The sequence below is a fragment of the Oscillatoria sp. HE19RPO genome (assembly GCF_024220515.1).
Classification (GTDB): Bacteria; Cyanobacteriota; Cyanobacteriia; order Cyanobacteriales; family Laspinemataceae; genus Laspinema.
Map to the genome: position 1 here is coordinate 1 of NZ_JAMXOT010000110.1, position 22,438 is coordinate 22,438.

A 22,438-nucleotide genomic window follows, 5' to 3' on the forward strand; every position below is an offset into this window, starting at 1 on the left:
GACTTCAGTCGTACTCCCCTGTTCGTAGTAACGACTTCAGTCGTACTCCCCTGTTCGTAGTAACGACTTCAGTCGTACTCCCCTGTTCGTAGTAACGACTTCAGTCGTACTCCCCTGTTCGTAGTAACGACTTCAGTCGTTTCTTCGCTCAAGCCGTGACTCCCACCATAAGGGGCTTAAGCGCCTGTTTCGGAACTGGAGGATCCGCAACAGGGGTGCGTTACTTGGCTTTAGCCAAGTAACGCGGTAACGACTTCAGTCGTTACTACGAACTAAGAGAACGCCTCCAGTCGTGACGTTGAACATCCTCCCCCATCCTCCCTATCAACCAATGACCAATGACCAATGACAAATGACCAATGACCAATGACCAATGACCAATGACAAATGACAAATGACCAAAGACCAATGACCAATGACAACTCACTTCACCTTCGAGGGGGTGGGTTTCATAAATGTGGCCTCATAGGAGATAACGCCGGTTTCTTCACTGCCTAGAACCCTGGCGGCACCGAGGGAGAGGTCTAAATTACGGGGGGGTATATAGGGGCCGCGATCGTTAATCCGCACGATGACCATTTTGCCATTTTGAAGATTTTTGACTTTGAGATAGGTATCGAAGGGTAAGGAGGGATGCGCTGCTGTCATGTCTTCTTGGTCATAGGTTTCGCCGTTGGCGGTGAGACGACCGTGAAAATAAGGGCCGTACCAAGAGGCGGTTCCCTGAAGTTTTCGGGGGGTCTCGACTAACCCGTACATCTGCGCTTGTGCTTCGGCGATGGGTAAGGGTTCAGCGCCTAAGGCTTTGCGGAGATTGTTGGTCCATTCCACGGTGAGCAGGTCCTGGTTACGGGGGATAGACTCGACGACATCCTCGGACATCAGTAGTAAGGTGCGATCGCCCCCTTGGATGGCTCTAACACCGTTGAGGGTGGTGGGGGTGAGTTGTGCGGGATCGCGATCGCTCTGCTGTAACCAGTCTTGGATCCGGTGAGCGAACAAGTCAGCTTGGATGCGATCGGGTAATTGTGCAACCTCATATCCCTGAACCATCACTTGAAACTCAGAGGGTTTCGTGAAGACAATCTGCTTTGGGGTTTTCTCTGAGGACCAGGAAACGAGTTGTCCCAATCCAAAGAGATGCCGGGACTGCCACCAATTGACTCGGGTCATGGGGCGAGAGGGACCCGGAGCAACGGAGACAGCTTTCACCTGAACCGATGGGTCCAGGCTGGGTTTGGGTTCTCCATCTAAGGAGTTTTCAGGGAAGAAATTAGACAAAAGTTGTCCCATTCCCGGGGTGGATTTTTTCGACTTCTGGGAAGGTTCACTGCTAATCAGGGTGGCTTTTTCCGGCAAATCCTGTGGAGTTGAGAGAAAATTTTGTTGTCCCAAAGCTTTACTGGGACTAGAATTCGTTACAGGTGGATCAACCGTGCATTTTCCCTTTTGAGGGCGATTGTCCCAGTTGAACACTGTTGTGACAATTTGGCTGTCTCTGGAGTTACCTGGGCGGGGTTTTCCCGGGCGATCGCTAGTTGGAACCCGGTTAGCAAACAGCCGACGCTCACCGGAAGCGCCCTGGAATTTCAACCGAGGGCGGTGCTTTTTCACCGGGACATTACTGCCTCGGACAAGCCGGTGAGGAAGGTCCCACCGATGACTCAAACCGGATAAAGCTTGCAGTGACAGCGGATTTTTGAGGGCAATGGAGGCATTCCCTAATCCTGGGCTGTATGCAAGCAACCCGCTCAAACAGCAGGTCATCCAGACCAGTCCCATCAATGGCATAAGCGTTGTTATTAAGAGGTCAACAAATTGATCATTTGGGCGAATTCCTAATACCATATCCCGAACTCTCTCAGAGATCAAGTGGGTTTGGGGATCGATTCGGTCCTCAGATAGAGACCGCAATGGACTACGATCCCCGGTGAGAGCTAACTGTAACGAAATCTGCAACCTAGGAAAAAATGGAAAAGCTTAATTTTTACATTGTTGATGTTTTCGCAGAAGAAAAATACCAGGGCAATCAGCTTGCTGTATTTACTGGAAACCTTGGTATTACTGGGGAGCAGATGCAACAAATTGCTAAAGAAATGAATTATTCCGAGACCACGTTCGTGTTGTCGTCGGAGCAACGAGAGGGGGGATATGATGTCCGGATTTTTACTCCGGCCCAAGAAGTACCTTTTGCCGGTCATCCGACTTTAGGTACTGCTTTTATTATTCAGCGAGAGATAATTCAACAGCCGGTAGAACGGGTTAATTTGAATCTGGCGATCGGACAAATTCCAGTGACTCTGCACTATCAACAAGAGACAGTGGATATTTTGTGGATGCAGCAAAAACCGCCGACGTTCCATCAGATAATTGAAGGGGAACGGGTGGCAGAGGTTTTAAATTTAGAAGTTGGGGATCTGGATTCGCGGTTTCCGATTCGAGAGGTTTCGACGGGGATTCCTTTTCTAATTGTGCCGTTGAAAACTCATGCAGCATTAAAAAAGGCCAAAGTCAATCGAGATAAGTATTTTAAATTAATCGAGGGAACTGAGGCTAAATGTATTTTTCTGTTTTGTCCCGAGACGAACAAACCGGAAAATGATCTTAGTGCCAGAATGTTTGCGGATTATTTAGGGGTACCCGAGGACCCGGCAACCGGGAGTGCGAATGGTTGTTTGGCGGGATATCTCGTGGAGTATGGATATTTTGGAGAGGGGGGGATTGATTTGCGAGTGGAACAGGGATATGAAATGGGGAGACCGTCGCTGTTATTATTGAAGGCGCATAAAGAGGACGGAGAGATTTCTGTATCCGTTGGCGGCAAGGCGATCGCCATTGCCAAGGGGGAATTTGTATAAAATCAGGGGTTGCACGGGTGATTCCAAGCTGACTAAGCTTTAAAACAGTCCCGTGCTCGTGCTAAGAGTAGAAAGATTGGTATTCTAAATTAAGAGTTGGATACCCGTACCACAAGAGAACCGGAGAAGGACAATGGCAAGGCCGACAAAAGCACAAATGTCCCAAAGTTGGGATAGTCGAAAACCCCCAGCATTTAAAGACTTGAAAAAACGCCAGATGGAATATTATATGGGTGCCAAGCTGATTGAAGTCGGAGTTAATCCGAAATCAGCCATTTTTCGCTGGACTTTAGAAACCAGCGGTAACCGGGAAACCTGGACCTATAGCGCTTACTGGGGGGAGTCTAAAGAGGAGTTGTTGCAGCAAGAGCGATCGGAATAGAGTGGGATGGGGGAGATTGGGAGGATGGGGAAGATGGGGGAGATTGGGGAGATTGGGGAGATTGGGGAGTTGTAAGATGTTGCCTGTACTCGCTCAAATTATCCAGTTTCAATGCCGAACAGCTTAACTCCCTTTCTCCCCTTATGTCGGGTAAATTCTGGATGATTGGGGGATAGTTTCAATGACTTGGGTAGCGATCCCCGCTAAATTTTCGTCACGAGTGAGCCCCATGATATAAATATAAAGGGGATACGTGCCAACTTGATACACTTTGATATTGTGCAAATAATAAGTGAGGTAGTTGTAGAGGGTACGATATCTTCCGATTAGGCTTTGATCTAAAAGATAACTAAAGCTGCCGAGACCTTCTAGTGCAGGCGCGAAGAATTCATCAATGCCGAGGGTTTTAACTGGGGTATTTGGGGGGTGATAAGTCAGTTTGAGTAATTGCTCACTGGATATCCTATCCGTATCCCAAGTAATCACCTGGAAGGGGAACTCAGATTCACTCAGCCAAAATAATCGATTCGTGAGTTCCGCTAGTTGTTCAGTAAGGGGAGTATTGATAGGGTTCATTTCTCAGGGATAAATAGAGCAAAACCACTTATTATAGTACCAGAACAGTTAAACTTGGGGGGAAAGGACCTGCCCTCGGGAGGAAACCACTTGGATTGTCCGGGATTATCGTGGATTCTGTCCTCTAATTTTTTGCTAGAGAACTCGACCAAAAGTGAGGGATAGTTAACAAATATCGTCCCGGAGGTGAAGCGAATTGCTCCAACAACCGATACAGGCAATGGGTAACTGGTGATTGATAACCCGGGGATAATACAGGGACAATCTATGATCGGCTTGGGTTGCTGCTGCTCCTGGGAGTTTTTCGTGCCTAGAGGAGTGGAGCGGCAGTTGGGGAGAGTCCAGAACAGAGGTGAATTGCCGTGATGCTGAGGGGCTGGGGTGTTTTTTCCAGTGGGCAATGGTCAAGAATTCTCAACATTTTTTTAACTAGCCTTCAATTATAGCATAAAATTACTTTGCCGTAAATTTATAAAAAAAATCTGTATTTAAGCTGGCATCGGAGAAACTGTTATAGAATTTACGAGAGAGCGAAAAAATGACATAAAAGAGGGGAATATTGGGGGGCAGAAGCCTGGGCTGAATTGTCCAAGGAATCATCCCTCAATGGTGTACTCATCAAAACAACTGGTCAAAGATTGTGCGGTGCAAGCGTCTTCCCCACGATCCAAGTTTTTCGCTCAAGAGAGACCCTTGCAAACTAAGCTAACGCACGCTAGGTTCTATGTGAAATTTCCCTGATAGAGCAATGAAAAAGATCGGGTCGATTTGCTAAAATTGAAGGGGAAACATAAAGTTAAAATAAAAAAGCGATCGCGGTTACTTTTTCAGTGCAGGGAGTTCGGAATAAATTAGGAGAGTGAACAGGTAAACGCACTATGACACACGCAAAAAAAAGAATTGGTATCCTCACCAGTGGCGGCGACTGTCCCGGTCTGAATGCTGTAATTAGAGCTGTGGTCAAATGCTCTTCCCGCAAGGGATGGGAAGTCTATGGCATTCCCTACGGCACCGACGGATTTATCGATGTTGCCAACGGAACTCGCCAACCGGAGGACATGAAATTAAACGAGCATGGTTATGATATCCCTGGATTGTTACAGGGTCTTGACGTGCTGCAATTTCTCAGTGGTAGTGTTCTGGGAAGTCTGAGTAAAGGGGATACAGAAAAACCAGAAGTGGCTCAACAGATTTTAGAAGGCTATCAACGCTTAAAACTCGATGGCTTGGTGGCGATCGGGGGCGATGGCAGCTTAGACATTATCTATGATTTGGCGGTCAAAGGCAATTGGAATATGATCGGGGTTCCCAAAACCATCGATAACGACGTCCCCTTTACCGAACGTGCAGTCGGATTCCAGACTGCTGTGGATACGGTTACCGAAGCGCTGTACAACCTCACCTTTACTGCCGCGAGTCATGAACGAGTCATGGTAGCGGAAGTAATGGGACGGGATGCGGGACATTTGGCACTCCACGCGGGAATTGCTGGGGGTGCCGATGTGATTTTAATTCCGGAACTGACTCCCGTGTTGGATGAGAAGGCGATCGCCCAAATTTGCGATAAAATTGCCACCCTGCGTCAAGATAAGCGCAAATTTGCCTTAGTCGTCGTTGCCGAAGGGGTCAAACATGAAGATCGGCGACAGCATCGCAATATTGGCGACTATGTAGCGCAACAAATTAAACTCTACAGCCAGAAACTTTGTTCCCTCGATCGCCCCGAATTTTGCGGGTTAGACGAAATCGACACTCGGGTAACGGTTCTGGGTCATTTACAACGTAGCGGGACCCCATCCTCCTTCGATCGCATCCTAGCCACCGCCTTTGGCATCAAAGCGGTTGAGTTAATCGAACAAGGACATTATAACCGCTTAGTGGTCTGGGAAGGCGGCAAAGTCGAAAGCAAACCCTTAGACTTAGTGATTCAACTCGTCCGACAGTGCCACCAAGAAAAACGCTGTGCCTCTCCCGTTGATCCTGATGGATTTATGGTACAAACCGCACGCGCACTCGGGATTTATGTGGGAGATGCCTCACATTCCCTCGAACACAACAACGGTAGCAATGTCCCGGCGACTCCAACTGCTGTGAGTTAGACAGTAGGGAAGCGGGGAGAGGTAGGGAAGGTAGGGAAGATGGGGAAGATAGGGAGGATAGGGAAGATGGGGAAGATAGGGAAGATAGGGAAGATGGGGAAGATAGGGAAGCTGTTTGTAGTAACGACTTCAGTCGTTTCCATTTCCCGTCTCTCCCCCATCTCCCGTCTCTCCCGTCTCTTCCCTATCTAGGGAAGATGGGGAAGATAGGGAAGATAGGAAAGATAGGAAAGATAGGAAAGATGTTTGTAGTAACGACTTCAGTCGTTTCCATCTCCCGTCTCTCCCCCATCTCCCGTCTCTCCCCCATCTCCCCTATCTCCCGTCTCTCCCCCATCTCCCGTCTCTCCCCCATCTCCCGTCTCTTCCCCATCAACCAAGGACCAATGACAAACAACAAACAACAAATGACAAATGACAAATTATGAAATTTGTAGATGAATATCGCGATGCTACGACGGCTCAAGATTGCGCCAAGGCGATCGCCCGTATAACCACTCGTCCCTGGACGATTATGGAAATTTGCGGGGGTCAAACCCATGCGATCGTCAAATTTGGCATTGATGAACTGTTGCCAGACAACATTACCTTAATTCATGGTCCCGGTTGTCCCGTCTGTGTTACCCCGATCGCACTCATCGATCGGGCGATCGCCATTGCCTCCCATCCCGAGGTGATTTTCTGTTCCTTTGGGGATATGTTGCGCGTTCCTGGCACCGCTCAAGACTTGCTAAGTATTAAAGCAACCGGCGGCGATATTCGCATCGTTTATTCGCCAGTAGATTGCCTAAAAATTGCCCAAGAGAATCCTAACAAACAAGTCGTATTTTTCGGCGTGGGATTTGAAACCACTGCACCAGCAACGGCGATGGCTGTTTATCAGGCAGCGCAACAAAACATTCCGAACTTTTCCATGTTAGTCTCCCATGTGTTAGTGCCTCCAGCAATGGAAGCGATTTTATCGGCACCCCACCGCAAAGTGCAAGGATTTTTAGCGGCGGGTCATGTTTGCACCATTATGGGGTACACCGAATACGAGGCGATCGCCCCCAAATATCAAGTCCCCATCATCGTTACCGGATTTGAACCCGTCGATATTTTACAAGGGATTTATCTGTGTATCAAACAACTCGAATCCGGACAAGCACAAGTCGAAAATCAATACAGTCGTTCCGTTAGAAAAGAAGGCAACCAACCCGCCCAAAACATCCTCAAAGAAGTCTTTGAAATCGTCCCCAGACAATGGCGAGGCATTGGAGAAATTGCCCAAAGCGGATTAAACTTAAAACCAAAATATGCTCAATTTAACGCAGAAAACCGCTTTGATTTAACCGGAATTCAGAGCGAAGAATCCCCCGACTGTATGAGTGGATTAATCCTGCAAGGGGTTAAGAAACCCCATGATTGTGAAGCCTTTGGCAAACGCTGCACCCCAGAACATCCCCTCGGTGCACCAATGGTTTCATCAGAAGGAGCTTGTGCCGCTTATTATCGATATCGACAACAAACTGCGGTTGTAGCGAGAGTTTAGGAGAGAGATTTGGGAGAGATAATTTGGAAAATATCGGTTCCAGGACTCAGGAGTTACAGATTAGGAGTGTGAGCATCTTGCTCGCTAGGAAAGTCGAGAAACGGTCGATTGTTTCAGGATACCGCCCGATACTAATCCCTCCCCTTGGCACTGCTCGGCTCAATGATTTAAACTAAATAGATAGCTTAGGAGGAAGGTTCATGTCAAGTCCTATCATTAACACAAACATCCGTCTTCCTGCACATTTGCTAGAAGCAACGGATAAAGCTGTGCAACAAGGAAAAGCCAAAAGCCGCGATGAATTTATTATGCAGGCGATTCGTCGGGAATTAGCGGCACTGAAGCGAGCAGAAATTGATGCAGAACTTGCAGAAATGGCACAGGATCCTGAATATCAAGCGGAAGTGTTACAAATGGAGGCTGAATTTGCTACAGCGTCTTGGGAGCAGGGCTATTTCATTCTAATGCAAGACGTGATAAAACAACAGAGTAATCTCACTCTTGAAGTTAGGTCAAGATGTCCGAAATCGCCATTTTTGAAGCATTTGCAGAGCTAGAGGATTGCCGTCCTCAAGCCGGAATGCGGCATCAAAAAAGCATATAAATAGCCTTATTTACCCTTTGTGTTGCTGCGGTAAATCGTGGATCTCTAGCGATTAAAAATTGGTTAAAGTCCTACCCTGATGAGCTGGTGGAATTGTTTAAACCTGAGAAAAACCGCTTACCCTCCTAGAGTACAATTCGACGAATGTTACTACAAATTGGTGTAAAAAAATATTCAGGCTGCCTATCTCGCTTTTTTTGAATTGAGCCGATAGAGAGCGAAACCATTGCAGTCGATAGCAAAGTTTTACGAGGCTCTTATGAAGCCATCAATGACAACCCTGATGTAGATTCTCACCCAGCAATGATGTTAGTAAGTGCCTACATCGTAGAACGAGGGTTAATTCTCGACCCCTATCAATTTGATTCAAAAACTAACGAAATCACGGCTTTAATTGAGTTTATCAAAACCCTAGCTATCAAGGGGGTGGTATTTGCTTTTGATGCAATCAGTCAAAAAAAAACTGCTCAAATCATTATAGAGAGTGGAAATGACTACATCGGTGCGCTCAAAGGGAACCAATCGGGTCTACTTGAAGCAGTCCAAGAAAATTTTGAAGCAATTCAGACTCATGAATCAAACAATGTTGGACATGGGCGAGCTGAAAAACGCACCGTTAATATTAGTAAGCAGCTAGATAATATTCCTCAATTTCCGGGATTAAAAACCCTGATTCTGATTATTTCATATCGTGAATTTTATCGAGCTAACATTATTGAAAGCAGTGTGGAAACTCGTTATCCGTAATATCGACGAGATTGACCAAACCGACAGCAATGTGCTGGTTTCCGACAGTGAAGAGGGGGTGTTCCTAGAAGCGACTTCAGTCATTGATATTCTCATCGGTGGTAATGGCGACGATACCCTCACCGGAAACGACCTTTCCGACCTCATCTTTGGAGTGGGTGGCAATAACCTGATTGAAGGAGGCAGCGGAAATGATTCTCTCATTGGGGGACAAGAAAGTGACTCTATTTCGGGTAGGGATGGTGACGACCTGCTCATTGCTGACCTCAAAGTCTTTGATGAATTAAGAAGCGCTAATGGCTTTATTTTCGTCAATGAACTCAACGATGAAGCTGATGATGTCTCCGATGATGGTGATGATGTCACCGATGAAGCTGATGATGTCTCCGATAATATGCTCATGGGTGGAGAAGGTAACGACACCCTGACTGGGGGTCGCGGTAACGATACCCCGATCGGAGACAGTGGCGATGACTTCCTGTTTGGAGTTTCAGGCAACAACTCCCTAGAGGGTGGAGAAGGTAACGACACCCTGCTTGCTGGGACCGGCAATGATATCTTGATTGGTGGCAGCGGCAACAATTTACTGAATGGTGGATCCGGTGACGATCCCCTGACGGGTGGATCCGGTGGAGATGTCTTCGTTATCGATCGCAGTACCCTGGGTAACCATTCGGAAGGTGGAGAAGTTCCTGGCGTATGGAGTTTTGACCAGAGGTCCCACTTTTCAGATTGGCCGACATTTACCATGCCATTCCCCGAATCTCGATCAGAGTTTCCAAGCTGGGAACAAAACCCAAGTCTTTGAAATCTAATCACTATAGAGTGCTGGTGAGTCCCCGTGGGAAAACATAGAGTTTCTGTCTAACGGCTATATTCACCTCCATCTGTACATCCATCCGAATGTTTTTCAGATTCTTGTTCAAACTGTCCCTAATCCTAAAGTTTTATCCTCGGTTGGCCGATTCGCCTATTTTTATGAAACTAACTCCTTTGACCCAGGCTTTCCCTCCCCCGCGATGGTCAGATACCTAATCAGGCTTAAACTTCAAATAAACTCCTAATTTCAAGTCAGGATTAAATCATGAATTCCTGATAACTTTATGGTTGTTGTAATTTATTATAACAACTTTTTTTTGTGGGGTTTAAGCCAATTAAATCTTGATGAAGAAAAACAAGAATTTCCGTGTAATTGCGGAGAGATACACCAGATTTTTAGGGTAAGCTAAGACCAGGAAAATAAAGGAAAAATATTGTAAATAACAATTAGCACCTGAAACTAAACTCTATTGGCTTTATGGGAAAAGCAGCCCAAGATTACATCTAAAAACTGGATTGAGATAGTCAAAAAAAATGAACATTTGTTTTTTACCAAAAATTAGGGATAGTTCGTAAAAAGACGAGAGAAAACCAGAGGCGATCGCCCCCAAATCCTGAAACCGGGAACCTCAAATTTTATTAAACCGTCCCCTCCTGAGAATGGAAATCAGTGGAGGGATTGTTAAGCGCCTTTGACCCAAGAAGGCATCATCAACACCAGCTATTGTTTGCATTAACTTACGGAGATATACTATGAATCCTGAAGATTCCATCCTAGAAGAAACTACCGAAGAAACTACCCCGGTTACCACCACCAGCACCGAAGAAACAGCCGCACCCAAAACGATCGCCGTCGAAGTTAGTAGCTTCACTGGAGATACAGCCAGTGGCAAACTAATTCTCGAAGAAACTCCTGCTGGCATTAACGTCACCGTCCAAGATGTCACACCGATGGCAGACATCCGAGGAGTATTCTTCAACTTAGCCGATGATTCTTTACTCAGCGGATTGCAAATCTCCGGCAGTAACGTTACCAATTCCGCCTTTGGATCGAGTGGAAGTATTAGTCAAGATGCGACGGTTACCCCCAGATCCTTTGAGGGTAACGTAGAAATTGGCACCTCTGGAATCGGCACAGACGATATTACGACTACCAGTTTTACTCTTTCCCACGAATCCGAAACCTTGACTTTAGATCAGTTTTTAGGTCAAAGTCTGGGATTACGCCTCACCAGTGTGGGAACCGACGATCGCGAAGGCAGCAGCAAACTCGAAGGGATCGCACCCACCACATTAACTGAAGTCGTGCCGGAACCCGAGGAAACCCCAGAAGAACCCGTTGCCGAAACCGAACCCGAAGTCGAAGAAGTCGAAGAAGTTGCAGAAGGCGAAGTCCCCACCACCAATGAAGGTGATGATGTTGCCGAGGATGGAGAAGTCACCACCGATGAAGGGGATGATGTGATTGGTGATGACGGTGAAGATGTCATTGATGATGGCGAAGCGGTAGATGATACCGAAGCCGTGGATGATGGCGAAGCGGTAGAGGATACTGAAACCGTTGATGATGGCGAAGCGGTGGATGATACCGAAGAAATGGAAATCGACGACGATGCCGATGTCGATCCGGAAATCAAAGAACTGGTTACCGCTTATTGCGATGAAGAAGAATATTTAGCGGAAAACCCGGACGTTGCGGAAGCTGTCGAACAGGGTTTATTCACGAGTGGGTTACAACACGCCTACAAATTTGGATATAAAGAGGAACGGAAAATCATCGCTGGATTTGATGCCACGTTCTATATAGAAAGTAATGCCGATGTCAAAGAGGCGATCGCCAATGGAAACTTTGAAAGCGGACTAGAACATTTCCTCAAGTTTGGCTGCAAAGAAAATCGCTCTCCCAACCTCGCCTACAACGAACAAGAATATCTGGAAAACAATCCAGATGTTAACGAAGCCGTTCAAACCGGAGAATTTAGCAGCGGACTCACCCACTGGTTGCAATATGGACGCTTTGAAATTCGCACCTTCAGCAGCTTTTTCAGCGGCCAATTTTACCTGCAACAATATCAAGATGTTGCTCAAGCCTTAAAAACCGGCAAAATTAAAAGCGTCTTCTCCCACTTCTTAAATCACGGCATCTTTGAAGGCCGCATTCCCAGCGAATCCTTCAATATCGAGAGTTACTTAGAACAGTATCAAGAAGTCGCCGTAGGCATCGAAAACGGTCAATTTTCCAGTGCCATTGCTCACTTCTTCCAGTCTGGATTCTTGAGCGGATTCCTGCCGAATCCCCCCATGCCAGAAGAAGAAGAAACCGCAGGAGAAATGCCGACGGATGAGGATGACTTAGAAACCGAAGACACCTCTACCACAGAAGAGACGACCGACAGTCCCCCCATTGTCTTCAATCCGCCGCCAGTACCCCCGACAATCCCCACCGATGGCGAACAACCCACCGATGGCGAACAACCCACCGATGAAGAAGATCCCGCACTGACGGAAGAAAAAGAGGCGATCGCCAAAACCGGCGTCTTTAACGAAGACTTCTTCCTCTCTCAACTGCCAGAACAAATCCGCGAACTCATCGGTTCTGGCAAGCAATTCAGCAGCGTCCTCCAATACTACCTCCTCGAAGGACAATTCGACACCGAAATCAGCCAGAAGAGTTTCAGTCCCCTCTTCGATCTCAGCTTCTACTTAGAGCAAAATCCCCAAATCCAAGAACTCATCGAATCCGGCGAATACGAAAGCGTCCTCGACTACTTCCTGCAAGTCGGACAAGCTCAAGGTGATATTCCCACTCAGTTCTTTGACGAAGAATACTTCTTACTGCAATACTCAGAAGTTCAACAACTGATCGTCAGTGGGACATATACCAGCGTCTTTGAATACTTCATGCAAGAAGGCTTTGAAAAAGGCCAAAATCCCCTTCCCGACTTTGATGCCGAGTTCTACTTAGAACAACTAGAGGAATATGCCTCGGAAAATCCCGACTTCGAGATGCCGGAAATTCCCTCCGGTGCAACCGAAGCGCAAAAATTCCAGATTGCCTTTACCCACTTTATTAGTATCGGCATCGAAATTGGCATCACCGCCAGCGCCACTTTCAAGGAAGAATTCTTCTTACAACAACTCACCGAAGAAGAAAAAGCCCTGATTGGCGAAGGCAAGCAATATCCCACCGCCTTTGCCTACTACATCAAAGTCGGCAAAGAAGAAGGACTCCTCTCCTCCTCCGACAACATCACCATTCCCGAATGCGCCGACTTACTCGGTGACTTAGACCCCAGCCAGTTTAATGCCACCAACGCCATCATCGGCACCGAAGGCAATGATGTGCTGTTGGGGACCAAAAAGAAAGAAGTCCTCATTGGCGATGCCGGTGACGATGTTCTGATTGCAGGCAAAGGAAAATCCGTCCTCTTCGGCGGTGAGGGAGATGACTTACTCGTCGGCAGCAAAAAGAAAGATACCCTCGTCGGTGGCGAAGGCAACGACACCCTGATCGGCAACAAAGACAAAAACTTGCTGATTGGTGGCGACGGCGATGATCTGCTGATTGGCAGCGACAAGAAAGACACCCTCTGCGGTAGCGAAGGCAGCGACACCCTGATTGCCGGTGGCAAAGGTAAGAGCTTGCTAATCGGTGGCAGTGGCGAGGACTACCTCTATACCAGCGGTGGTAAATCCGATACCCTCGCCGGTGGTGAAGACAGTGATACCTTTATCCTCGATGTGAGTGGCAAGAAACCGAAACACCGGACCACCATTCTCGACTTCAATGCCGAAGAAGGGGACAAAATCGAAGTCGCCGGGGGTAGTTTAACCGCTGAACAGCTTTTAAGTGCCGCCAAAGTCAGCGAAGTTGAGGAAACCGCTGAAGATGGAACCGTGACAACCAAGTTCCTGACGGTTCTGACCCTGGAAGGCAAAGGTGCCGTCAACGTCTGGTCTACTTCAGAACTCACCGCCAGCGATATTTCGATTACGAGCGCTCCTAGCATCAGTATCGAAGGGGTGGAAATCAGTGACGAAGGAAGCATCGACGTCACCAGCGTCGAGAAAATCACCAAAGTCAGCAAGGTATTTAGCGAAGAATATTATCTAGCGACCTATACCAATGTCTCGATCCTCATTGAATCTGGGGAATACAGCAGCGCCTTAGACCACTTCCTAGAAGTTGGCGAAACCGAAGGGAACAGTCCAAGTCCCTTGTTTGACGAAGCCTTCTATCTGGAGCAGTATCCGGAAGTCGCGACCCTGATTGAATCTGGGGAATACAGCAGTGCTTTTGAGCATTTCCTAGAAGTCGGCTTGTCCGAGGGTCTCGTCGGGACCGCGCTGTTTGATGAAACCTTCTATCTGGAACAATATCCAGAAGTCGCGACACTCGTTGAATCGGGGGAATACAGCAGTGCCTTTGCCTACTTCGTAGAGGTGGGATTCTCTGAGGGTCAAGTTTGTACGGATATCTTTGACGAAGAGTTCTATCTGACACAATCTGGTGTTGCTCAGGCGATCGCCTCCGGTGAATACAGCAGCGCCTTCGCTCACTTCATTGAAGTCGGACTCTCTGCCGGTTTAATTGCCACCTCGGAATTCAACGTCGAATTCTATCTCTCCCTCCTCGATGATGAAACCAAAGCCCTCATCGGTGAAGGCAAAGAATTCGCCAGTGCCTTTGAACACTATATCGAAGTCGGCCAATTTGAAGGCTTGATCGCTCAAGCACCGGATACCGCCCTAGAGTCCCTGCCAAGTTGTGATGATCTAGATCTCGAAATCCCCAGTCTGGATGATATCAACGTCAATGGCAAAAACGTTTTAGTGGCCGACAGCGATGAAGGGGTAAGTCTCACAGCAGAAAAACGCATTGATGTTCTCATCGGGGGTGAAGGCAGCGATTCCCTCATCGGTGGTAAGCGCAAAGACATGATCTTTGGTATCGCTGGGGATAACTTCATAGAAGGGAACAACCAACACGACACCTTGATTGGCGGCATCGGCAACGACTCCATCTTGGGTGGCAACGGAAACGACCTCCTGATTGCTGACATGGAAGTGTTTGAAGCCATGATGAACGGTGAAGAATTGATGCCACCTGTCTCTGAAGGTGATGATACCGAAGGTGATGATACCGAAGGTGATGATACTGAAGGTGATGATACCGAAGGTGATGATACCGAAGGTGATGATACGGTTGCCGAAGATGATGATACCGTTGCCGAAGGTGATGATACCGTTGCCGAAGGTGATGATGCCGAAGGTGATGATGCCGAAGGTGATGATGCCGAAGGTGATGATGCCGAAGGTGATGATGCGGTTGCCGAAGATGATGACGATGCGGTTGCCGAAGGTGATGATGTCGTCGAAGACGATGATGCTGAAGGCGATACCGTTGCCGAAACCGAGGATGATGACCTCGAAGGCAGTGATGGCGACGATAACCTTGAAGGTGACGATGCCGACGATCTGCTCATGGGTGGCAATAACTACCTAGAAGGCGGTAATGGCAAAGACACCATTATTGGGGGTCGCGGTAACGATACCCTGATGGGTGACAATGGCAACGACTTCCTCTGTGGTGTTGCCGGAGATAACTACCTAGAAGGCGGCAATGGCAAAGACACCCTGATTGGCGGCATCGGAAATGACATCCTCATGGGTGGCAATGGAAAAGACTGGCTGATTGGCGGCGACGGTGACGATACCCTGTATGGTGGGTCTAGTAAAGATACCCTCGTCGGTGGTCAAGGTGCAGATGTCTTCATCTTAGATGGTGATGTTCTGCTCGACGATACCGAAGAGGGTGACAGCGAGAAGACGTCCCGCAAGAAAGCCAAAAAGCAAGACGTAATTTTAGACTTCAACGCTGAAGAAGGAGACGTCATCAAGTTTGCCGGTGCAACCTTCGGGATTACGAATCTCTCTGATTTGTTCGATGCCACCAATACGACGGACGATTTAGGGATTTCTTCTTCCACGATGGAATCCGGACAGATTGTTTCCACGATTACCTTTAGTGCGGAATACTCCCTGACTGTGTTCTCGCAAGTTGAGATTACTGAAGAGAGCTTAACGCTGATGTAAGGTCAGTTTGAACTGGAAGCAGCAGAATCCAGTCATTGATAAATAAGAAATAAGGCGATCGCACTCGTATCAAAGCGGGTGCGATTTCTTTTGTTACCCCCTCAGTCCCTACATCCTCCTTCCGTTAAAATTGAGACTATCCCACCGCCAACTCTGCCGCTATGCGCGAAAATCAACTGAAACGTAAACTCAAACAAGGTGAAGTTGTTCTCGGACCTTTTATCAACTGTCCCTATCCTGCCTTTATCGAAATTTGTGGTCATGCCGGATTTGACTTTGCCGTAATTGACCTCGAACATGGACCTTTACATATTCTCGCTGCGGAAGACCTCTGTCGCGCTGCGGATTCCGTGGGACTGGCCCCGATCGTCCGAGTTTCTAAAAACGATGCCTCTCAAATTCAACGGGCCCTTGATATTGGCAGTGCCGGGGTCCAGGTCCCGCAAATCGAAACCCAAGCTGATGCTGCCACAGTCATTCAGAGTGCCAAATATCACCCAGTCGGGACCCGAGGTTTGTCTTTCGGCACTCGCGCTGGTGCCTACACTTCTGCGGGGACGAATATCACCGATCGCCTGAATGCCGAATCCCTGGCGATCGTTCATGTCGAAGGTCAAACCGGCATCCAAAACTTAGCCGAAATTGTCGCCGTTCCCCACATTGACGTAATTTTTCTCGGTCCTTATGACCTCTCTCAATCCCTCGGTATCCCCGGCCAAGTCCAGGACCCCCGAGTGGTCGCACTGATGAAAGATGCCGTAACAACCATTCGGGATGCAGGCAAGGCAGTCGGAACCTTTACCACCACTCCAGAAACCGCAAAACAGTGGATTGAGGTGGGCGTGCAGTATATTGGGTTAGGCATGGATGTTAGCATATTCTTCAAAGCTTGTCAGTCCTTAGTCAAAGCGGTGCGGGGATAAAGCGACTTTCTTTAAACAATCTGAAATCTATGGTTAGTGGTGCAATAATGTTGCACGATAAAACTATGGCACTGCGATCAATAGTGTCTCTCTCTCAAATGAGACAATCGTCTCTCTTTCCTTTCTCTACCCTAACATCAGGAGTATAATCTATCATGTTATATGACGTTCCCGGTCGGGCCGACCCCATTATCAGTAGCGATCTCCTCGAACAGTGGAATCAAACGATTCAAGACGCTTATAACCGCCTAGGTAACTGGAAAAATCGCTTTTTCACCCTCGACCCCAGTTCTCTGAAAAATCCCGTCCGCGCCCCGATTAAGTGGTTTGGCGACCCTGCCGAACCTGCATTCTGTCTGGATGAACCTACCGCTAAAGAATTGTGCGACTGGGGAGTTCCAGGACGGCATATTCTGCACAATGAATACTGTGAATATCGGATTATTGAGAAACCCGATGCCACCGGAAAAATGCGCCCGAAACGAGTGCAAGTCACCACGGAACTGCGGGAATACTGGACTTGTATTGCTAAATTCGATCCCGTTGCAGTTCGGGCAATGGTGGAGAATCTCCTGGGATTTCTCCCCAGTTGGGAAGCACTTTATGGAGTCAGCAATCCCTCCCTACTCAGTCCCCGTCAGCGAGAAATCGCCTTTTCTCGACTGGTTTCCGGTCATGGCAATAACGCGGAGTTAGTCGCTGCCGGGGTTCCTGAGCAACCGACTGGGACGTTAAATCAAGACAATGCTCTGTTTATGACCCATCCGATTAATGGATTGGATGATTTATTGTATATTGTGATGTTCGGAGCCGCACCTTACGTTATTCGCACCGACACTGGGCTAAAATCTGCCGTCCGAGAACAAATTTTCCGGCAATACAATGTAGAAGGATTGGCCTGTCGTCATGCGGACCCGGCAGCAGCAATGGGGGCGCAGGGGGCGGCGATGAATGGTCAGACGGTGGCCTTTGACAATCCCCTGGGAATGTATATTTTATCCTTTAATCAGCGGGCTTTCTGGTATCAAGACCAACCCGTTCCCGAGGAGTGGATTCGCTTTAGTCGAGGGGAAAAAGATATGTATCAACGGTTGGAATTTGGTCCGAGTGACGCGGATTCCGCCTTTTTAGATGAGATTGTGGTAGCAGTCGGTGCGGATACTCAACCCCTCACCGGGGGGTTTCAATTGTTACAACAGATTGAAATTGGCCCAATTATTGTAGTGGGAGAACCCACTCCCGTGGCAGAAGATGAGTATGTGATTCTGCGGACGAGTGCCGACCCAATTCGCTGTCGAGATGCGGGGATTTGCGATCGCATTTATCAGTTAAAACAGCAGTATGATACCGCCCAGAAAATCGGTCGCATCGGTCCTCGCCAAATGGGCGTTTTTTCTTAACTCTTACCTTCAGCAAGATTAACCATGACAGGACAACTTCAAGAAGGCATCTATCACGCACCGGGAGTTCGACCGGATCAATGTTTTGGAATCATGTTTCTTCGTGCTGCCAGGGGATTAACAGCGCCTCAAATTGGCACGGCATTTCAAACCCTCTACTCAATGTATCAAAACCTCAAACAAGGCCAGGTGAGGGATTTACCCGATGTTCTCGTTCCCAGTGGGGATTTAACCGTTTTGGTCGGATATGGACCTAATCTCTTTAAATTGGCCGATCGCGGTCGATCGCTCCCCCTGGATTTAGGTGCAAAAAATCAGTTCCGTTCCGCTCGTCCGACGGGTGGCGGTCCGTTACTTTTGGGTTCGGGTTTATCTTATGCCGATGATATCCAATTTAATCCCGCAACGGAAGAAATTGCCCTGCAATTTATTGCTAAAACTGAATTAGCTGTGAATCGGGCAGTGGTAGAAACCTGGAAAGTTTTACAGGATTTGACTGACCCAGAAACGGGAGAATCTCCTTTATTAATCACCCGATTTTATAGGGGTTTTCAGCGGAATGATGAGCGAAGTTGGATTGATTTTCATGATGGAATTTCTAACATGAAAAGCTCGGAACGAATTCAGGCGATCGCCATTAAAGAAGACCAAACTTCCCCCGAAGATAAATGGACAGTCGGCGGAACTTATCTCGCCTTTCTGCGATTGCCAGTGGATCTCACGGTATGGCGCAAACTCACTCGCCAGCAACAAGAAATCATCGTCGGACGAGATAAACTCTCGGGATGTCCCCTGGAGATGATCGATCAAGATGGCAATCCGGTTGTCCAAACAGGTTGTCCCTTTGCCGGAACCCAAGAAGTCACCAATCCAAAAAACCAGGAATATCGGGATTTACCTCGGGTGCCGTTGGATTCCCCTTTAAATGTGAGTCACACTCATCGCGCCAATCAAAATAAGGCGGAAGATGTGGGTTCGCGTAATTCCCTGCGAGTGTTTCGTCAAGGGTATGAATTTTTGGAGGCGATCGATAGCACTCCTGGTTTTCGTGCGGGTTTAAACTTTGTGAGTTTTCAGGATACTCCTGAACGATTATTGCGAATGTTAACGCAACCCACTTGGTTAGGAGGGGTGAATTTTGGCGGTGCAGACAAGGCGCAATTGCCAGGAATGGAACGGTTTATTACCGTGCGTGCAGGAGGCGTATTTTTAGTTCCACCCGTGGTAGAGGGGGAGGTATTTCCGGGATCGACAATTTTTGGACTCTGAGGGGTGCAGAGATGCCAAGGGTTACGGGTATTGCTCCGTTGGAATTTTGCATCCTTGAACCCTGAAAAAATCTCACCCTAGGGGAATGGATGGAGGCAGGAATCAGGCTAAAATTGCAGGCATAATCACAAGAAGGGGTTGAATGGATGGATGTACAAACGGAATTAGAAGGCGATCGCATTGCCAGGTTTCGCCAACTGCAAAGTCAATTGCGCGATCGCTGGCAAACCATCGATGAGTTCGATCTCGGGGATAATGATATTTTAGTCGTTCCCTCCCTGTCCCTCGATCGCCGGGAACTGTTGAAAATTGACGGGGTACATCACTATGAGGAACGGAATCTCTATTCCCTAATCCGGTTGCGAAACCCTCGCACTCGCCTAATTTATGTGACATCCCAACCCTTACATCCCACCATTGTTGAATATTACCTCCAATTGCTACCGGGAATCCCCTTTTCTCACGCTCGCGATCGCCTGTTGCTATTTTCCACTTACGATGCCTCCCCGAAACCCCTAACCGAAAAGATTTTAGAACGTCCTCGTCTAATCGAGCGCATCCGGCACGTTTTGCGGCGAGATAAATCTTACATGATTTGTTTTAATTCTACCGCCAGCGAACGGGATTTATCGGTCCAGTTAGATATTCCTTTATTGGCATTAAATCCAGAATTATTAGAGTGGGGAACCAAAAGCGGTTCTCGCCAAATCTTTGGCGAATGTAATATTCCCCATCCTCCGGGGAGTTTATCGGTTTGGACAGTTCAAGGGTTGGCAGTTGCCACCGCAGACTTATTAGAGAAAGAACCCCACTTAAAACGGGTTGCAATCAAACTGAATGAGGGGTTTTCCGGGAAAGGAAACGCCATTTTAGAGGTGCAATCACTGTATGAAATTGCACCGGAAGAGCGGGTTGCTACGATTTGCGATCGCTTTGAAACCATGAACTTTCAAGCGGAGGGAGAAACTTGGGCTAATTTTTCCAGTCGCATTCCTGAATTAGGCGCAATTGTGGAAGCATATCTCGAAGGAGAGGACAAGCGATCGCCCAGTGTGCAAGGCAGAATTCTCCCCAATGGTGACATAGAAATTCTCTCCACCCATGACCAAATTCTCGGGGGAAGCGATCGGCAGATTTTCCTTGGTTGTCAGTTTCCTGCAGATGAAGGATACCGACTGCAAGCGCAGGAACTGGGGATGCGGGTGGGTCGAAATTTAGCCGCTAAAGGCGCATTAGAACGGTTTAGCGTGGACTTTTTGGCGATTCAGCGTCAAGATAGCAATCATCCAGTCTGGGATTTGTATGCGATCGAAATTAATCTCCGCAAAGGCGGCACAACTCATCCCTTTATGGAACTCAAACTGTTAACCAATGGCCGGTATAATTTATCAACGGGATTATTTTACAGCCAAACCGGACGCCCTAAATATTACTTTGCCACGGATAACCTCCAAAAAGACCGCTATCGGGGATTATTACCCAATGATTTGATGGATATTATCGCCTATCATCAACTTCATTTTGATACTTGTACCGAAACCGGAACCTTGTTTCATTTAATGGGATGTCTCTCCGAATTTGGTAAACTGGGATTAACCAGTATTGGCAATTCTCCTGAACAAGCGGAATCGATTTACAATCATGTGGTGAAAATCCTCAATAAAGAAACCGGAGGAAGTGGCACTGATGATGACGGTATGTCTGCAATTACTCCGGCGATCGCCTCTCCTGGAAATTTACATTAAACCACAACAAGGTTATGAAAATTAGAACCATTACCACCGGGATTTGCTTAGAATCCCCAGGCGATCGCGCCCCCATTCAAAAAGCCGCCCAATTTAACGCCCAAGCAAAACAGGAGTTAGAAACTCAAGGCTATGAAGTCCAAACCACGCGGATTTCCACCCAATCCTTTGAGAACTATTTACCCGGATACACCCTGTTTGAAATCCTAGACAATTCAGAAAAGCTGGAGGATATTTGTCACGAATTTAATTTAGACTTTTTTAATATTGGTTGTGCAACAACTCCCGAAGTTATTTCTATCATTCCAGCCATTCTCAAAAGAACAGAGAAAATTTTTTGTTCCAGTACAATCGGCAATGTCCAAACCGGAATTAATTTTAAAAGCCTTCACGCCTCGGCACAAACCATTCAACGCATTTCTACAGAAACCCTGAATGGATTTGGAAACTTTCGCTTTTGTGCTGCGGCAAATTGTCCTCCAGGAATCCCTTTTTTTCCAGCCTCCTACCATGAAGGCAATTCGGCTTTTTCCCTGGGATTAGAATCCGCAGATTTACTCACTGAAGCCTTTTCTAACTCTAAGACTCTAGTCCAAGCAGAAACCAATTTAACTGAAATTTATGCAGCACATCTCATAAAACTAGAAGCAACTGCCTCTCAACTCGCCCAGGAATTTAATATTTCTTATCAGGGAATAGATGCCTCCCTCGCCCCCTCCCTGGATAAAACCAATAGTATCGCTGACGCTTATGAAAAATTAGGATTCAGCAAATTTGGGCATTCCGGAACCCTAGCCATTTCCGCCCTCATCACGCGGGTATTCAAAAAAATACCCGTCAAATTATGTGGATATTCGGGATTAATGTTGCCGGTTTGTGAAGATATTGGACTAGCAAAACGCGCCAGTCAAGGAACCTACAATTTAACCGATTTATTATTATATTCCTCCGTTTGTGGCTGTGGATTAGATACAGTTCCCCTACCGGGAAATATCTCCGTTGAACAAATTGAGGCAATTTTACTCGATGTTGCCAGTTTAGCGATTAAATTAGATAAACCCCTGTCAGCGCGATTATTTCCCATTCCCGGGAAACAAGCGGGAGAAATGACGGAGTTTAATTCTCCCTATTTAGTAGAATGCAAAATATTCAACCCTCAACCCAGCAGGAATCAATCCCGATAAATTCTCCTGTAGAGGCGATTCGAGAATCGCCAGTACATCATCAATTCTCCTGTAGAGGCGATTCGAGAATCGCCAGTACATCATCAATTCTCCTGTAGAAGCGATTCAAGAATCGCCAGTACATCATCAATTCTCCTGTAGAAGCGATTCAAGAATCGCCAGTACATCCTCAATTCTCCTGTAGAAGCGATTCAAGAATCGCCAG

At 47.4% G+C, this 22,438-nt stretch carries 16 protein-coding genes; 13 read left to right on the plus strand and 3 right to left on the minus strand.

Annotation, left to right across the window (positions count from 1 at the left end):
- Window positions 1-423: 423 nt before the first annotated feature.
- Complete coding sequence (locus NG833_RS30760; protein WP_305884989.1) at window positions 424-1,791, minus strand: septal ring lytic transglycosylase RlpA family protein; 1,368 nt, start codon at window positions 1,789-1,791, stop codon at window positions 424-426.
- Window positions 1,792-1,970: 179 nt separating this feature from the next.
- Here NG833_RS30760 and NG833_RS10910 point away from each other — a divergent pair, with 179 nt between their 5' ends.
- Both NG833_RS10910 and NG833_RS10915 read left to right on the plus strand, forming a co-directional pair.
- Window positions 1,971-2,858, plus strand: a complete 888-nt coding sequence (locus NG833_RS10910; RefSeq protein WP_254565317.1) for a PhzF family phenazine biosynthesis protein — start codon at window positions 1,971-1,973, stop codon at window positions 2,856-2,858.
- Window positions 2,859-2,991: 133 nt separating this feature from the next.
- Window positions 2,992-3,240: a hypothetical protein gene (locus tag NG833_RS10915; RefSeq protein WP_254565318.1), complete on the plus strand. Its 249-nt coding sequence runs from the start codon at window positions 2,992-2,994 to the stop codon at window positions 3,238-3,240.
- 141 nt (window positions 3,241-3,381) lie between these two features.
- Here NG833_RS10915 and NG833_RS10920 read toward each other — a convergent pair whose 3' ends face one another.
- On the minus strand, window positions 3,382-3,816 hold the full coding sequence (locus tag NG833_RS10920; RefSeq protein ID WP_254565319.1) for a nuclease A inhibitor family protein: 435 nt from the start codon (window positions 3,814-3,816) through the stop codon (window positions 3,382-3,384).
- Window positions 3,817-4,694: 878 nt separating this feature from the next.
- Here NG833_RS10920 and NG833_RS10925 point away from each other — a divergent pair.
- Window positions 4,695-5,915: an ATP-dependent 6-phosphofructokinase gene (locus NG833_RS10925; protein WP_254565320.1), complete on the plus strand. Its 1,221-nt coding sequence runs from the start codon at window positions 4,695-4,697 to the stop codon at window positions 5,913-5,915.
- 260 nt (window positions 5,916-6,175) lie between these two features.
- On the opposite strand, the gene NG833_RS10930 is transcribed toward NG833_RS10925, so the two are convergent.
- On the minus strand, window positions 6,176-6,319 hold the full coding sequence (locus NG833_RS10930) for a hypothetical protein (protein WP_254565321.1): 144 nt from the start codon (window positions 6,317-6,319) through the stop codon (window positions 6,176-6,178).
- Between the two features lie 20 nt (window positions 6,320-6,339).
- On the opposite strand from NG833_RS10930, the gene hypD reads away from it, so the two are divergent.
- From hypD to NG833_RS10980, 10 genes are all read left to right on the plus strand, one after another.
- Window positions 6,340-7,446, plus strand: coding sequence for a hydrogenase formation protein HypD (gene hypD / locus NG833_RS10935; RefSeq protein ID WP_254565322.1), 1,107 nt, complete (start codon window positions 6,340-6,342; stop codon window positions 7,444-7,446).
- 200 nt (window positions 7,447-7,646) lie between these two features.
- On the plus strand, window positions 7,647-8,003 hold the full coding sequence (locus tag NG833_RS10940; protein ID WP_254565323.1) for a ribbon-helix-helix domain-containing protein: 357 nt from the start codon (window positions 7,647-7,649) through the stop codon (window positions 8,001-8,003).
- A gap of 314 nt (window positions 8,004-8,317) precedes the next feature.
- Window positions 8,318-8,797 (plus strand): ISAs1 family transposase, encoded by a 480-nt coding sequence (locus NG833_RS10945; RefSeq protein WP_254565331.1) that lies wholly within the window; start codon window positions 8,318-8,320, stop codon window positions 8,795-8,797.
- Entirely contained in the window at window positions 8,775-9,605 is an 831-nt protein-coding gene (locus NG833_RS10950; RefSeq protein ID WP_254565324.1) for a calcium-binding protein, read from the plus strand. The genes NG833_RS10945 and NG833_RS10950 overlap by 23 nt, the downstream gene beginning before the upstream one ends.
- A 764-nt stretch (window positions 9,606-10,369) precedes the next feature.
- A complete protein-coding gene (locus NG833_RS10955; RefSeq protein ID WP_254565325.1) occupies window positions 10,370-15,712 on the plus strand; it encodes a calcium-binding protein in 5,343 nt (1,780 codons plus the stop codon).
- Between the two features lie 161 nt (window positions 15,713-15,873).
- Window positions 15,874-16,635: an HpcH/HpaI aldolase/citrate lyase family protein gene (locus NG833_RS10960; RefSeq protein WP_254565326.1), complete on the plus strand. Its 762-nt coding sequence runs from the start codon at window positions 15,874-15,876 to the stop codon at window positions 16,633-16,635.
- Window positions 16,636-16,790: 155 nt separating this feature from the next.
- The gene (locus NG833_RS10965; RefSeq protein ID WP_254565327.1) at window positions 16,791-18,035 is read left to right on the plus strand and encodes a hypothetical protein; all 1,245 of its coding nucleotides are present in this window, start codon (window positions 16,791-16,793) and stop codon (window positions 18,033-18,035) included.
- A gap of 24 nt (window positions 18,036-18,059) precedes the next feature.
- On the plus strand, window positions 18,060-19,304 hold the full coding sequence (locus NG833_RS10970) for a Dyp-type peroxidase domain-containing protein (RefSeq protein ID WP_254565328.1): 1,245 nt from the start codon (window positions 18,060-18,062) through the stop codon (window positions 19,302-19,304).
- A 146-nt stretch (window positions 19,305-19,450) separates the two neighbouring features.
- Window positions 19,451-21,049, plus strand: coding sequence for a peptide ligase PGM1-related protein (locus NG833_RS10975; RefSeq protein ID WP_254565329.1), 1,599 nt, complete (start codon window positions 19,451-19,453; stop codon window positions 21,047-21,049).
- Window positions 21,050-21,063: 14 nt separating this feature from the next.
- The gene (locus tag NG833_RS10980; RefSeq protein ID WP_254565330.1) at window positions 21,064-22,233 is read left to right on the plus strand and encodes a DUF711 family protein; all 1,170 of its coding nucleotides are present in this window, start codon (window positions 21,064-21,066) and stop codon (window positions 22,231-22,233) included.
- Window positions 22,234-22,438: the final 205 nt, after the last annotated feature.